The sequence below is a fragment of the Allomuricauda sp. R78024 genome, from assembly GCF_044596045.1.
Lineage (GTDB): Bacteria > Bacteroidota > Bacteroidia > Flavobacteriales > Flavobacteriaceae > Flagellimonas.
Genome location: NZ_CP138995.1, coordinates 1,189,127 through 1,203,741 on the forward strand (window position 1 = coordinate 1,189,127; position 14,615 = coordinate 1,203,741).

At 36.7% G+C, this 14,615-nt stretch carries 12 protein-coding genes and 1 tRNA gene; 8 read left to right on the forward strand and 5 right to left on the reverse strand.

Annotated features, from left to right (window positions below; translation table 11 throughout):
* Window positions 1–10: 10 nt before the first annotated feature.
* Window positions 11–83: transfer RNA gene (locus SJY44_RS05330), tRNA-Phe, on the reverse strand.
* A gap of 110 nt (window positions 84–193) precedes the next feature.
* Here SJY44_RS05330 and SJY44_RS05335 point away from each other — a divergent pair.
* From SJY44_RS05335 to SJY44_RS05365, 7 genes are all read left to right on the forward strand, one after another.
* The gene (locus tag SJY44_RS05335) at window positions 194–922 is read left to right on the forward strand and encodes a type III pantothenate kinase (RefSeq protein ID WP_298924445.1); all 729 of its coding nucleotides are present in this window, start codon (window positions 194–196) and stop codon (window positions 920–922) included.
* Complete coding sequence (locus SJY44_RS05340) at window positions 923–2,188, forward strand: hypothetical protein (protein WP_298924446.1); 1,266 nt, start codon at window positions 923–925, stop codon at window positions 2,186–2,188. It abuts the gene before it with no gap.
* A 102-nt stretch (window positions 2,189–2,290) separates the two neighbouring features.
* Window positions 2,291–3,661, forward strand: coding sequence for a hypothetical protein (locus SJY44_RS05345; protein ID WP_298924447.1), 1,371 nt, complete (start codon window positions 2,291–2,293; stop codon window positions 3,659–3,661).
* A gap of 1 nt (window position 3,662) precedes the next feature.
* Complete coding sequence (lptC, locus tag SJY44_RS05350; RefSeq protein WP_298924448.1) at window positions 3,663–4,265, forward strand: LPS export ABC transporter periplasmic protein LptC; 603 nt, start codon at window positions 3,663–3,665, stop codon at window positions 4,263–4,265.
* A 1-nt stretch (window position 4,266) separates the two neighbouring features.
* A complete protein-coding gene (locus SJY44_RS05355; RefSeq protein WP_396591569.1) occupies window positions 4,267–4,470 on the forward strand; it encodes a hypothetical protein in 204 nt (67 codons plus the stop codon).
* Window positions 4,471–4,475: 5 nt separating this feature from the next.
* Entirely contained in the window at window positions 4,476–5,765 is a 1,290-nt protein-coding gene (locus SJY44_RS05360; protein WP_298924450.1) for a hemolysin family protein, read from the forward strand.
* An 84-nt stretch (window positions 5,766–5,849) separates the two neighbouring features.
* Window positions 5,850–7,970: a peptidylprolyl isomerase gene (locus SJY44_RS05365; RefSeq protein WP_298924452.1), complete on the forward strand. Its 2,121-nt coding sequence runs from the start codon at window positions 5,850–5,852 to the stop codon at window positions 7,968–7,970.
* 66 nt (window positions 7,971–8,036) lie between these two features.
* On the opposite strand, the gene SJY44_RS05370 is transcribed toward SJY44_RS05365, so the two are convergent.
* The 4 genes from SJY44_RS05370 to SJY44_RS05385 all read right to left on the reverse strand — a co-directional run bounded on the left by SJY44_RS05370 (window position 8,037) and on the right by SJY44_RS05385 (window position 12,297).
* The gene (locus SJY44_RS05370) at window positions 8,037–8,615 is read right to left on the reverse strand and encodes a GDYXXLXY domain-containing protein (RefSeq protein WP_396591570.1); all 579 of its coding nucleotides are present in this window, start codon (window positions 8,613–8,615) and stop codon (window positions 8,037–8,039) included.
* Window positions 8,605–9,891 carry a DUF2157 domain-containing protein gene (locus SJY44_RS05375; RefSeq protein WP_396591571.1) on the reverse strand — a complete coding sequence of 429 codons (1,287 nt, stop codon included), beginning with the start codon at window positions 9,889–9,891 and terminating at the stop codon, window positions 8,605–8,607. The genes SJY44_RS05370 and SJY44_RS05375 overlap by 11 nt, the downstream gene beginning before the upstream one ends.
* A 178-nt stretch (window positions 9,892–10,069) precedes the next feature.
* On the reverse strand, window positions 10,070–10,981 hold the full coding sequence (locus SJY44_RS05380; RefSeq protein ID WP_396591572.1) for a GYDIA family GHMP kinase: 912 nt from the start codon (window positions 10,979–10,981) through the stop codon (window positions 10,070–10,072).
* Window positions 10,981–12,297: a hydroxymethylglutaryl-CoA reductase, degradative gene (locus SJY44_RS05385; protein ID WP_396591573.1), complete on the reverse strand. Its 1,317-nt coding sequence runs from the start codon at window positions 12,295–12,297 to the stop codon at window positions 10,981–10,983. The genes SJY44_RS05380 and SJY44_RS05385 overlap by 1 nt, the downstream gene beginning before the upstream one ends.
* A gap of 157 nt (window positions 12,298–12,454) precedes the next feature.
* Here SJY44_RS05385 and SJY44_RS05390 point away from each other — a divergent pair, with 157 nt between their 5' ends.
* Window positions 12,455–14,614, forward strand: coding sequence for a S9 family peptidase (locus SJY44_RS05390; protein ID WP_396591574.1), 2,160 nt, complete (start codon window positions 12,455–12,457; stop codon window positions 14,612–14,614).
* Window position 14,615: the final 1 nt, after the last annotated feature.

The window sequence follows — 14,615 nt, forward strand, 5'->3', positions numbered from 1 at the left end:
GGTTTTTTTGTGGTACCTCCAGGAATCGAACCAGGGACACACGGATTTTCAGTCCGTTGCTCTACCAACTGAGCTAAGGTACCTTCAAAAGCCTTTTGCAAAGGCGGGTGCAAATATAATTTCAAAATTAGGATATACAAACAAAAACTTAAAAAAAGGCAATGGTTTTTTTTCAATTCTCCATCTTTGTACTATGAACCTGGTGATTGACATTGGAAATACGCTGATAAAGTACGCTGTTTTTGAAAACAATAAGATTTTGTTTGATGAATACTCGGAGTCAGGATTATTTCTGTCCAAGGTCAAAGAACTTTTTGAACTATATCCAAAAATTGGTCATTCGTTAATTTCTTCAGTTGGTGCATTACAAGGAAAAGAGCAGGACATTGTATCTCTTTTTTGCAGAGTTCACGTACTTACCAGTGAGTCTAAAGTTCCTTTTAAAAATAGTTATGCTACTCCTCAAACTCTTGGTATGGATCGTATAGCAGTGGCAACTGCGGCATTTTATCTTAACCCAAGAGGGAATACCTTGGTTATAGATGCGGGTACTTGCATAACTTATGATATGGTAAATGATTCAGGTGAATATGTTGGAGGTGCCATATCTCCTGGAGTTCAAATGAGATATAAAGCAATGCACAATCAAACTGCCGGCTTACCTTTATTACGTCCTGATGAGATTTTAGATTTTATTGGGAATTCTACCGAAACCTGCATGCACAGTGGTGTAGTCAACGGCGTTTCATTAGAAATTGATGGGGTAATTAGTCAGTACCGTTCTCGCTTTCAAGATTTAACAGTTATTTTAACAGGCGGGGACTCCCATTTTTTTGCCAACCGACTAAAAAATACCATATTTGCGAATTCTAAATTTCTCTTGGAAGGGCTAAATTACTTGCTAGAATACAACAAACGCTAGATGATTAAGAAATTTTTGATTGCTTTTTTTTGCGTAGCTAGTTATGGCATTTTTGCGCAAAACGGTACAATATCACCATATTCATATTTTGGAATTGGAGATTTAAGAAATAATGGTACCGTTGAAAACCAGATGATGGGAGGGCTAGGTATGTATGCGGATAGTATTCATATAAATCTTACAAACCCTGCTGCGTATTCCAAATTAAAACTAACTACTTATACAGCAGGAATTTCACATACTGCGTTTAATTTAAAAAGTTTTACAGAAGAGGAGAAGGTTGGTGTAACAAACTTGGACTATTTAGCAATCGGTTTCCCTGTGGCCAAAAATGTTGGAGTAGGTTTTGGATTAATGCCTTTTTCATCTGTTGGGTACAACTTGACTGATGAAACCACAAATTCAGACCAAGAAACAGTAACTAATGTATTTGCAGGAGAAGGTGGCCTAAACAGGGCTTACCTTTCCGTTGGTTTTGAACCCATAAAGAACCTGAGTTTAGGAGTTACGGTTAATTTTAATTTTGGAAAACTGGAGTATCAAAGGATACAAAGCGTTGAGAATGTTCAATTTGGCACGTTGGATAGACGTGAATCCCGGATTAATGGATACGATTTTAATTATGCGGCTAATTACACCAAAACCATAAAAGATAAGTATACCTTTTACACTTCTCTTATGGTGAACACTCAAGTCAATCTAACTTCAGAGAATACAGAACGCCTTGGTTCTTTTTCTTTGGTGAATGGACAAGAAATTGAGGTAATCAATGTTGATTTGGAGGCTAACAATCTTAGAAACACAGAACTTAAGATACCAACCATAACAACTTTGGGATTAGGTTTTGGTGAAGAAAAGAAATGGTTTATTGGTGGAGAATACAGTTTTCAAAAATTCAGCGATTTCGAAAACGAATTTTTAGGATTGGAAAACGTGACCTATAATGATGCCAACAGTATGGTTCTAGGAGGTTTCTTCATACCTGATTATCGCTCGCTTTCCAGTTACTTTAAAAGGATTACCTATAGGGCAGGATTACGTTATGATGTTACAGGACTTGAGGTGAATAATAAGGAGATAAACAATCTTGGCATAACTTTTGGATTTGGGTTACCGTTGGGCAACAATTTCTCCAATCTTAATATAGGTTTTGAGGCAGGAAAAAGAGGCACGACAGATGCAAACCTTATCGAAGAAAATTATTTTAAATTCAACGTTGGCATATCTTTAAACGATAAATGGTTTGTTAAAAGAAGAATAAATTAATGGGGAATTTTTTGAAATATCAATAAATAACCATTGATATTAATTCCATTAAGATGATTTTTTCATGAAAATTTGTACATTAACCACTTTAAAATTAGTAAGATGAAGAAGAAACACTACTTAACGATGATAGCGATCCTTATGTCGATGGGATTAAGTATGGCTCAAGCACAAAATCCAGAATGCATGACCAATCTGTCTATTTACGCGGAACATGCAAAAGTTAAAAACTACGATGCGGCATATGAGCCTTGGAAAATGGTCTACGAAAGTTGCCCAGATATTAATAAGGCAAATTTCTCATATGGAGAAAAAATTCTGTCGCATAAAATCAAGAATTCCTCTGGAGCGGATAAAGATGGTTATATCCAAGATTTAATGTCATTATATGACAATAGCCTAAAATTTTTCCCTCAGAAATTCAGCAAAGCTGGTGTGGCAATTGACAAAGCTCTTTTATCATATGACAATAAAATGGCCTCTAACGATCAATTGTATGATATGTTGGGAACTGCTTTTCAAGGAGATAAGAAAAACTTCAAAAACCCCAAAGCACTTTACCTTTACTTTTCAAGTTTGGTAGATTTGCATGGAGCGGGGAAAAAAGACCTTCAAGAGGTATTTGATGTTTATGATGATGTAACGGAGAAGGTTGAAGATGAAAACAAAAAATTAACTGCTATTGTTACCAAATTACTTCCAAAAGATTCTTTGGGAACATTAACATCAAAAGAAAAAAGACAACTTAGGGCGGCTACTACAAACTCAAAATCTTATGGTAAGATTGCTGGGAGTATAGATTCTAAATTAGGTGCTCTTGCAGATTGTGGAAACTTAATTCCACTTTACCAAAAAAGTTACGAAGCTAAAAAGGGAGATGTAAAATGGGTAAAGCGTGCCGTTGGAAGAATGTTCTCCAAAGATTGTACGGATGACCCATTGTTTAGCACAATGGTAGAGCTTCAGGCAGAATTAGATCCATCTGCAGACGTATATGTATACTTAGGTACTCTTAAGACTAAGTCTGGAGATAGCAAGGGTGCAATTGCTGACTTTAATAAGGCTGTAGAATTGGAGGCAGATTCGTATAGAAAATCCAATATCCTATATAAAATTGCCACTACGGTTAGAAGAAGCAGTAAATCACAGGCAAGAAGCTATGCGCTTAAGGCCATTGATGCTAACTCTTCAAATGGTAAAGCATATTTGTTAATTGCCAATTTGTATGCAGGTAGCGCAAATGCTTGTGGAACTACAGCGTTTGAAAAAAGAGCAATATACTGGAAGGCTGCAGACATGGCTAGAAAAGCAGGTAGAGTTGACCCGTCTCTTAGTGGACGTGCAAACCAGTCAGCTGCAAGTTACGCAGCAAAGGCTCCTACGAAAGAAATGATTTTCAGCGCCGCTATGGCAGGTAAAACAGTTACTTTTAAATGTTGGGTAGGCGGTAGCGTTAAGGTGCCTAATTTATAGAGTGAAACAGACTTCAAAAAATAATTTAAAGTGTCTTGCCACGGTTTTTGCCGTGGCAATCCTTTTTATGGGCTGTAAGGATAACTATGAAAGGGTAGGTGAAGAAGCAGTCCGACCCATTTTTCCTCAAGGTGTGGCCCAAAATTTCACCCTTACCTATACGGAAACGGAAAAAGAAATGAGCACAGAAGATTTGTCTGACTCAAAGGTAATAGCCATTCTTACCAGCCCAATTACAGAAGATTTTGACAATCAAGATTTCAAGTTTCGTACCTTTCCTAAAGGACTTAAGGTGGACTTTTTTGATGATAAGAACCAAAAGAGCGTTATAACGGCCGATTATGGTATCGTTTATTCCCAAACCAATTTAATAGATTTAAAGGGGAATGTGGTTATAGATAGTCATGATGGGAAAAAGCTGGAAACTCCACAATTGTTCTTCGATAGGGCCAATAACTGGATTTTTACAGAAGAGGTCTTTACATACACAAACCCTGAAGATGGTACAGTAATGGACGGAGAGGGAATGGATTTTAATAGAGATTTTAGTTTTTTCAATGCCCACAAAACCTATGGTCTTATGACCATAAAAGAAAAAGAGTAATATGATAAAATTTTTAAAATATACGGAGTATTTGTACTTGGCTGTAGCTGTCATTTCAATCTATAAAATTGCGACATTGTGGAGTGTAGATCCAAAAGAGACCTATATTTTTATATTTTTTGCAGTGGTTTCTATTGCTATGTTTCTTTTTAGAAGAAAGTATCGTCAACGTTTTGAACAACGAAAAAAGGATAATCAACAATAGTGTTATTGGACTCCTCTATAATCATTATAATTCTCTCATTGCTATTTTCGGCATTCTTTTCAGGAATGGAAATAGCCTATATTTCTGCCAATAGGATTCATATTGAAATTGAAAAAAAACAGGAAGGCTTTTTTGCAAAGATACTGACCTGGCTCACCGAGAAACCCTCCAAGTTTATTGCAACCATGCTTATTGGGAACAACATTGCATTGGTTATTTATGGGTTTTTCATGGGCGATGTACTAATGGATTGGTTTAAAAAACTGGTTCCTACATCTTCAGATTTTTTAAATTCCCTTCTTACAGATTTCAGTCTACTTTCCCAAACGATAATTTCCACTTTAATTATCCTGGTTACCGCAGAGTTTTTACCCAAAGTACTTTTTCAAATCTATTCCAACACACTCTTAAAGGTATTCGCCATTCCGGCATACTTTTTTTATGTGCTGTTCTCGTTCATTTCTTGGTTTGTAATAAAGATTTCAGATTTTGTTCTTCGTGTTTTCTTTAAAACCAAAGGGGATGAGGTTCAATTTGCATTTACAAAACTGGAACTTGGAGATTACATTACTGAACAAATGGAAACCGTAGAAGAGGAGGATGAGGTAGACTCAGAAATTCAAATATTCCAGAATGCTTTGGAATTTTCCGCAGTAAAAGCGCGCGAAGTAATGGTGCCAAGAACGGAAATTACAGCGGTTGAAATAGATGAAACCCCTAAAAACCTTGCTAAACTGTTTTCGGAAACGGGGTATTCCAAAATATTGGTATACAAGGAAAGCATAGATGAAATCATTGGGTATGTTCATTCCTATGAACTCTTTAAAAAACCCAAAACAATCAAGAGTATTCTGTTGCCTGTTGAGCTTGTGCCAGAAACCATGTTAATTCAGGATATTCTTAATGTGCTCACCAAAAAGCATAAAAGTATAGCGGTGGTTTTAGATGAATATGGTGGGACCTCTGGAATAATAACTGTTGAAGATATTGTTGAAGAATTATTTGGGGAAATAGAGGATGAACATGATACCACAGATCTTTATGAAGAGCAGTTGAGCGAAAATGTATTTAAGTTTTCTGCACGTTTGGAAGTAGATTATATTAATGAGAATTACAAACTGGAATTGGCAGAAAGTGATGAGTATGAAACACTGGGTGGATTGATCATGAATGAGACCGGTGAAATTCCTGAACAGGACTCTGAGATAAAGGTTGATAATTTTTTATTTCATATTCTAGAAGTGTCCAATACCAAAATCGACTTGGTTACTGTGCATGTTCTTGCTGAAGATTAACAACTTCCATTCTTTTTTTGACTTTCCTAATTGAAAAGAAAATGGTATTTTCGCCCACTGAAATTATAGAAAACAAGCAGTAAAATGGCAATATTAGAGAATATTAGAAAACGAACAACAGTACTGATTTTAATAATTGGTTTGGCGTTGTTTGCATTTGTAATATCAGGAGTCTTTACCAGCAATGATTTTGCGGGAACAAAAGTAGGCTCCGCTGTGGCAGAGGTAAATGGTGATGATATATCCATTGACGATTTTAGAAAAGAGGTGGAAAACGCTTCTAGACGATTTGGCCCAAGTCTTTCCTCTACGCAATTGGTAAACAGAGTGTATGACCAAGAAGTTAGAAAAGCTATATTGGGACAACAGTTTGAAGATTTAGGGATTGATGTTGAGAGTGATCAAATTATAGAATTTGTAAAAACTTCTGGATACGCTCAAGTTCCAGATTTTCAAGATGAGAACGGAATCTTTAATGCTGAAGTTTTTAAAAGCGCAATTGCAGATTGGAAAGTAAACGATCCATTACGTTATGATGCTTGGTTACAAGATGAGAAAACCATAATTCAATCCGCCAAAGAACGTTTGTATTTTAATCTAATAAAAGGTGGTGTTGGTGCTACACTTTCAGAAGGTGCTTTCGATTATAAAATGGCCAATGAAAAGGTAGATATCCAATATGTTCGTGTTCCATATACTTCAATAGCGGATAGCACTATACAAGTTTCAAAAAGCGAGATACAAGCATACATAAACGAACACAAAGAAGATTTTAACCAAGAAAAGGCAAGAGATATTCGTTTTGTATATTTTGAAGAAAAAGCTTCTGCGGATGATGAAAATGCTATAAAAGATGCAGTTACGGCACTTTTAAACGATACTGTTGAATATTCTGAAGAAAATGACGCTACCGATACTATTTCTGGTTTTAGAAATACCAAGGATATGGCGGCTTTCTTAGATAGAAATTCAGATGCCAAGTTTGATACCATATTTAAGGCTAAAAAAGATTTACCTTCTACTGTAGCAGATACATTGCTGGCTTTAAACGTAGGTGAAATATATGGACCATACCGTGATGGCGATTTCTTCAAAGTTTCCAAAATGATGGATAGAAAACCCAACGGAACCGTAAAAGCAAGTCATATACTTTTTACATATGAAGGAGCTGAAAGGGCTAACCCAAGTATCACAAGAACTAAAGAAGAGGCAGAAGCCAAAGCCAAAGAGATTTTAGCAGAGGCCAAAAAAGAAGGAGCCGTATTCACCACATTGGCAAGAGACAATTCAGATGGACCCTCTGCACCAAGGGGAGGAGACCTAGGATATTTTCAAGAAGGTGTTATGGCAGATGAGTTCAATGATTTTTGTTTTGCTAATGAAGTTGATGCTATAGGTCTGGTAGAAACCCAATTTGGTTTCCATATAATCAAGGTTGATGATAAACAAGATATTGTTCAAGTAGCTACGCTCTCTAGGGAGATTGAACCATCTGAAGAAACAATCAATACATTGTTTACGGATGCCACTAAATTTGAAATGTCCGCTACAGATGCAGAACCTGAAAACTTTGGAGATATTGCAAAAGAAGATAACTATACCATTAGACCAGTTAATAAAGTCAAAGAGATGGATGAGAGTCTTCCTGGACTTTCAGCACAACGAGGTATTGTACAATGGGCATTTAATGATGAGACCAAAGTAGGTGACATCAAAAGGTTTAATATCAATAATGGATATGCTGTTGTGCAGCTTACAAAAAAGTATAAAGAAGGGCTTATGACTCCTGAAGATGCTTCTGCAACAGCCTTGCCAAAAATCAGAAAAGAACAAAAAGCTGCACAAATCATTAGTGCTAACCAAGGAAAAGCGATGGATGCTTTTGCCAAAGACAACAATGTAACCGTTTCCAATGCTTCTTCATTAACCATGAAGTCACCAACAATTCCTGGAGCAGGTAGAGAACCATTGGTTGTAGGTACTGCCTTTGCTTTAGCGCAAGATGCCACTTCTAAACTTGTTGAAGGTGAAACAGGTGTCTTTTTGTTAAAAGTGATTAAGAAGGAAGAAGCTCCTAAAATTGATAACTTTAGCACTTATGCAAACACCATTAAGACCAATGCTGCGAACCGAGTAAACACGGGAGTATACAACGCGTTAAAAGATGGTGCCGAAATAGAGGATAAACGGTCTACTTTCTATTAGGACTCTCTATAAAAATATTAAATAAAAAAGCCTCCCATGGGAGGCTTTTTTATTGCTACTACGGTTCTAGTTTTCCTCTTGTCTTGCTTTAACCAGCGCTCTTATGGGAATACCATCAATCAAAACATCTTTAAGGACAGCATCTCCATTTTTCAGATTGACCAAGGCATAAGTGATTTTAGTAGTGTCTCTTTGAGACTCTCTATAGGTTAGTTCCGCATCATATGCTTTGGATTCTTCCATATAAAACCTGTCAAAAGGATAATCAATTGTCAATTTTGTAGTATCAAAGGAGGTTATAAAACCAACTTCGGCTTTAACAAAATCCTCATTAGGGTCGAGTTTTTCTTTTGAAACTGCTTTTATTTTAGCGAAACCTTCATTGTCTTCTATCATAGAAACATAGATGACCTCTCCACGTATCCAATCATGTTCATCGGGAATTTCTATAGTATTCTCATCATAACTTAATACAATGTATTTTCCTCTAAAAGGATCGCTTGGGTCAATAGGGGCAGTTTTGAACTTGAATTCTTTTCCACTATGCAATACATCTTCTTTATCCCATATCATTTTAGCGGGCACATATAGTTGTGCCAAGACGACAAGAATGAATAAAGGAAACAATACTTTTTTACTGTTCATTTGTCTTTCTTTTTTTAAGCATCCAGTAATTTGTGGCAAAGAATCCTACACCTACGGATACAAATAAAATTCCTCGTACAACAAAGCTCAAATTTGTATCAAAAAACCTGCAAATGACCAAAATTGTAATTATGATGAGTCCATAGTTCAGCACACCTAAATGATTCTGTTTGGCTCCTTCCCTAATGGTCAAGATACCTAGCGCAAAAACATAAAAATTGATTAGGATTGCAGCAAATGGAAAAGATAGTCCAATAAAAAATGCCACAATAAAGAGAATAAACATTGGGGTTAATGGTTTAATATCATTCCAAGGTTTGTTTCTTTGGTGTAAATATAGAAGCACGCCCGCTAGTATTGTAATTATGGCTGAAACAAAAAATTCAGGACTTAAAAGCACTTCATTAAGTAAGAAGTATTTCCTTCTCAAATCTTCCCAAAAACCATCAAAACTTAGTATCAAGAGTAGTATAATAGATCCAAGAGACCCTATTGTCTTATAACCACTGTTCCTTGTTTTTTGTTCATTAAAAAAGGCAAGATTCCCTATCAAATAAAACAGTCCAAACAGACTAAAATAGCCTACAAACATGAACTCTTCCGCCTTATCGGCAAATATTCCAAGAACAATGGTAATTGATAGCGGAATCACCCAATTATGAAAAACCATAAAATTACTTTTTGGTTTTTTCCTGTACAGCAGATAATAAAATGGTAAGATGCCCAAAAGCAACAACCAATAGAGATATGATTCAGAAGAGGGATAAGACCAATAGTTTGTTTCGCAGGCATAGTAGGTTATACCTATTATAAAGAGCAAAGAGGTAACAGAAGACCTCATTATATATATGGCTGGAAGACAAATTAGCATCCATGTCAGTAAGAAGGAACTTAAATCTCCAGAGATATTATAAATCTGACTTACCAACGATATACAGGCTCCAACCCCAAAAAATAAAAGGGTAGTGCCACTTTCTCTCCAGGCAACACTATCTTGTTTTTTAATTAAAACATACCCACAGATAACTTGAGCAACTACCAGAGGTAAAAAAGCAAAGACTGTCTTCGTCATTTTTGAAAGCTCGTCCCAATTGTGAGCTATAATCAGGATAACCCCGAGTCCAACTAAAATTGCTCCTAATATCCCAAAAACAACAAAAAGGCGGTTGGTATATGAACTGCCTTTGTTTTCGTAATAATTTTTAATGCTGTCGGCTGTTTCTTCTGTTATGATGTCAGCCTTTACAAGATTTGGTAAATCCTTAAGAATGCTCATTTCTCTGCTTAGTTTTACCAGCTATTCCCTCTGATTAAAATTATCCAAAAGATAATATAATTGGAGTGCAAGCTTATTTAATGGAAATATAGTAAAACTGTAGAATTACTATTTTATGGATTTGATTATTATAGGATATAGATTGATGAAGCAGAGCTAGTTTTGAAATAAATTAAGTTCAAAGAACCAATTCAGAAAAAGAGAAAATGGTTTCAAATCCTTTGGACTTAAAATAACTAGGAGTCTTTTCACCTCCAGTGGCCATAATGAAATCTCCGCCCCAGGCCCCTAAACTCTTTACGGCTCCAGAATAGTCTGGAAAAAGTTTGGACTTTATGGTTTGTAAACCCAATACTTTTGATAAGATTTCTTCGTGTTCCAACATCAAGGATTCAAACACTGAAAGGGAAGAAGAAGTTGCCATTTGTTTGGTGATTACGGAAATATTTTCTAGTAGGCTGTCCGTATCAAACTTTTGTTGGCGATACGTTGCAATAGCTGCCTTGCTACTTTGTTTTTGGTTGAGATAGACAAAGTAAATAGAATTTTTAAAGGAAGGATTAAAAGGCACTTCCTCAACTTTGGGGATATTATTCTTTAGTTGATAGAAAATAGGGCTATTGTGTTGCGCACAGGCAATATCATAACCACTACCTCCAAAGGCATTGTTCAGTAATCGATAAGCATCGACTTGAGCCCATTGGGCTATGTTGTTTATAAGTGTGGAAGAACTACCCAACCCCCATAATCTAGGAAAGCTTAAATAGGTCTCAACTTTAAGCTCGTCAATATTTTTCAAAAATTCGGGATTTTGAGCTTTTGCTTCAGACAATAAAGTGATTAATGTATTTGAAATGACATCATCGGTAGAAGAGATTAGTGTTAAGGCTTCCAGGTTAAAACTTCCTCTAAACCATTCATTGTCTTTTTCATCCAAACTTGTCCATTCTAACAGTCCCACAGATGAGGTCGGAGTCACCTTTAACGATTGCCCATACTTGGTGGGCACGGCCAATCCAAGAGCACCATCCAAAATTGCATATTCTCCAGAGAGTAACAGTTTACCGTTGCTATAAAATTCTTTCTGCATTAGTTGGATTGAATCTTTTCCAAGGCCTCTTTGACCGAAGCATTGGTTACCGTATTGTCCTTGAAGTAATCCACAAGTTGTAGTTTTTCACTTTCCGAGGCGCCCATTTGATTGAGCATGTTCAACAGATGCATTTTCATATGCCCTTTTTGAATTCCTGTGGTAACCAGAGAACGAACAGCTGCAAAGTTTTGTGCCAATCCGGCAACAGCAACAATTTGCATTAATTCTTTGGCCGAAGGGTTCTGAAGGATTTCTAAAGCCAGCTTTACCAAAGGATGAAGAGAAGTCAATCCACCAACGGTTCCCAGTGCCAATGGAATTTCAATCCAAAATCTAAAGGTATCGTCTTCAATGCTAGCATGTGTTAAGCTCGAATAACTCCCCTCTCTAGCAGCATAGGCATGAACACCTGCTTCAATGGCCCTAAAGTCATTTCCTGTGGCCAATACAACAGCATCAATGCCGTTCATAATGCCTTTATTGTGCGTCACGGCTCTATAGGGTTCAACCTTTGCTATAGCGACTGCTTGCACTATTTTTTGAGCAAATTCTTTTTGAGGAATATTGTCTCCATCCAATGCGGGGATTGGGCAGCTAACTTCTGCCCGAACCAAACAATTGGGCACATAATTGGATAAGATGCCCATCACAATCTCAATAGCTTTCTCTTTTTCTGTAAAACCTGAGTAGGAACTTGCCTTTTCTTTCAAGGTTTTGGCAAATTGCTCCAGACAAGAGTTTATAAAGTTGGCACCCATAGCATCCAACGTCTCAAAAGTGCAGTGCAACTGATAATACCCTTCAATTTTATCACTTAGATCTCTAAGTTGGATATTACTGATTCCACCACCGCGTTTTTCCATGCTTTTGGTAATGGATGCAGTATTGCTATGGAGTTCGGGTTTTATCTCATTAAAAAACTGTTGTAGTTTTTCAGTTTCTCCCTTAAATATAAAATGAACCTGCCCTACTTTTTCAGTTCCTAAAATTTCCGTTTTAAAACCTCCTCGATTTAACCAAAACTTGGCAGCTTTACTTGCTGCGGCTACCACAGAACTTTCTTCAATTGCCATAGGAATAGCATATAAGCTATCATTAATTAAAAAATTGGGAGCGATTGCAAAAGGCAGGTAATAATTGGAAATAGTATTTTCTATAAACTCATCATGTAGTTTTTGAACTGTGGAATCCGTATTCCAATACCGCTCTAACAACTGTTTTGACTGTTTTGGGTTCTTGGTGTAATTAGCTGCTATCCAATCGATTTTTTCACTTTTGGAAAGTTTGGAAAATCCTTCAACAGGAGTGTTCATAGTACTTGGTTAAAGGGTTCAAATATAAGGATAATGCAACTTTTGGTTTTTTTATGGAAGTATTCTGATTTAATTCTTGTTACAATTGTAACACTAAAGTTTAGATTTTGAATAAATATTAGTAAACTTGATAGTTTTTAATCAATTTTTAACTTCAATGAGGAAATCATTTCTCCTACCCCTGCTCGTTTTCGGATTTTTAACCTTCTCGATAGCCCAAAAGAAAAAAATAACCTTAGAAGAAATTTGGGGAGGTGAATTTAGAACCGAGTACATGGATGTGCTCCGGTCCATGAAAAATGGAAAACAGTATACCATTCTAAATTTTAACCGCTCTCCTAGGTCCAGTAGCTTGGATAAATACAATTATGAAACCTTGGAAAAGGTAGAAACCATTGTTGCTTCATCAGATGAGGTGCCTTTCTTTAGCTCTTATGCATTTAGTGAGGACGAATCCAAGATAGTCCTGGCAACGGAGATTGAACCCATTTTTAGACATTCGCGGTTGGGGATCTATTACGTATATGATGTTGCCACCAAAAATATTATAAAGGTTTCTGATGCTAAGATTCAGGAACCTTTGTTGTCTCCAGACGGTTCAAAAGTGGCGTATGTATTGGAAAACAACCTTTTTGTTTTTGATATTGCTTCCAAAAGCGCAAAACAAATTACCACAGACGGTGAGAAGGGAAGCATAATCAATGGAGTAACGGATTGGGTATACGAGGAAGAATTTGCTTTTGTACGCGCATTTGAGTGGAACAGCAACGGTACCAAAATTGCTTTTCTTCGTTTTGATGAAACCAACGTTCCTCTTTATGCAATGGATGTATATGGACAAAATCTGTATCCGTTCCAATATGAATTTAAATACCCAAAAGCAGGAGAGGAAAATGCAAAAGTATCATTGCATATGTTTGATGTGGCTTCTGCCAAGACATCAAATGTAAATTTAGGTGAGGCGTATTATATTCCAAGAATCAAATGGATGAACAATCCCAATCATTTAAGTGTACAAACCATAAACCGACACCAAAACCATTTGAAATTGCATTCGGTCAATGCAACGGACAATTCAGTTTCTGTATTGCTTGAAGAAAAAGATGATGCTTATGTAGACATTACGGACAACCTGACCTTTTTGGCTGATGATAGCTTTATATGGACAAGTGAGATGGATGGTTACAACCATATTTATCTGCACAATGAAGATGGGAAATTGATGAACCAAATCACCAAGGGGGAATGGGAAGTGACCAACTATTATGGCTATGACCAAAAACAGGATAAAATCTATTATCAATCTGTGGAGAATGGTTCTATTAATAGAGATGTGTACAGTATCAGCAGCTCTGGGAAAAGTAAAAAGCGCCTGACCGAAAAAGAAGGAACCAATGCTGCGGATTTTAGTGCAGACTACACGTATTTCATCAATACATTTTCAAGTGCCATAATGCCGCATGAGTTTACATTGCATAAGGCATCAAATGGAAAAAAACTGAAAGACATCAAAAATAATTCGGTACTGGATAACAAATTAGAAGGTTATGAATTGAGTCCGAAGGAATTCTCCACGATAAACATCAATGGGAATGATTTTAACATGTACATGGTCAAACCTGCTGATTTTGACGAAAGTAAAAAGTATCCTCTTCTAATGTTCCAATATAGTGGACCAGGGTCCCAACAAGTGGCCAATCGTTGGTTTGGAAGCAATGACTATTGGCACCAAATGTTAGCATCTGAAGGATATATTATTGCCTGTATAGATGGACGTGGGACAGGATTAAAAGGACGTGATTTTAAAAAAGTCACCTATATGAATTTGGTGAAATATGAAACTGAGGACCAGATTGCCGCGGCTAAAAAATTAAGCGAACTTCCCTACATTGATGAAAACCGAACCGGAATTTGGGGGTGGAGTTACGGAGGTCATATGAGCACCAACTGTCTATTAAAGGGCAATGATACATTTGAGATGGCCATAGCAGTGGCTCCAGTAACCTCTTGGCGTTTTTACGACACAATCTATACAGAACGTTTTATGCGAACGCCTAAGGAAAACCCAGGAGGGTATGATGATAATTCACCATTCAATTATCCTGAGCTTTTAAAAGGAAAGTATTTATTGGTGCATGGCTCCGGAGATGATAATGTGCATGTACAGAATTCTATGCGCATGATTGAAGCGCTAGTGCAAGCCAACAAGGATTTTGAATGGGCCATTTATCCAGACAAAAACCATGGCATTTATGGCGGAAACACAAGACTGCATTTGTTTTCCAAAATGACCAAGTTCGTAAAAGAAAATTTGTAAC

Coding starts and splice junctions, on each gene's coding strand:
- SJY44_RS05335 (WP_298924445.1), top strand. CDS start 194: ATGAACCTGGTGATTGACATTGGAAATACGCTGATAAAGTACGCTGTT.
- SJY44_RS05340 (WP_298924446.1), top strand. CDS start 923: ATGATTAAGAAATTTTTGATTGCTTTTTTTTGCGTAGCTAGTTATGGC.
- SJY44_RS05345 (WP_298924447.1), top strand. CDS start 2,291: ATGAAGAAGAAACACTACTTAACGATGATAGCGATCCTTATGTCGATG.
- SJY44_RS05355 (WP_396591569.1), top strand. CDS start 4,267: ATGATAAAATTTTTAAAATATACGGAGTATTTGTACTTGGCTGTAGCT.
- SJY44_RS05365 (WP_298924452.1), top strand. CDS start 5,850: ATGGCAATATTAGAGAATATTAGAAAACGAACAACAGTACTGATTTTA.
- SJY44_RS05370 (WP_396591570.1), bottom strand. CDS start 8,615: ATGAACAGTAAAAAAGTATTGTTTCCTTTATTCATTCTTGTCGTCTTG.
- SJY44_RS05375 (WP_396591571.1), bottom strand. CDS start 9,891: ATGAGCATTCTTAAGGATTTACCAAATCTTGTAAAGGCTGACATCATA.
- SJY44_RS05380 (WP_396591572.1), bottom strand. CDS start 10,981: ATGCAGAAAGAATTTTATAGCAACGGTAAACTGTTACTCTCTGGAGAA.
- SJY44_RS05385 (WP_396591573.1), bottom strand. CDS start 12,297: ATGAACACTCCTGTTGAAGGATTTTCCAAACTTTCCAAAAGTGAAAAA.
- SJY44_RS05390 (WP_396591574.1), top strand. CDS start 12,455: ATGAGGAAATCATTTCTCCTACCCCTGCTCGTTTTCGGATTTTTAACC.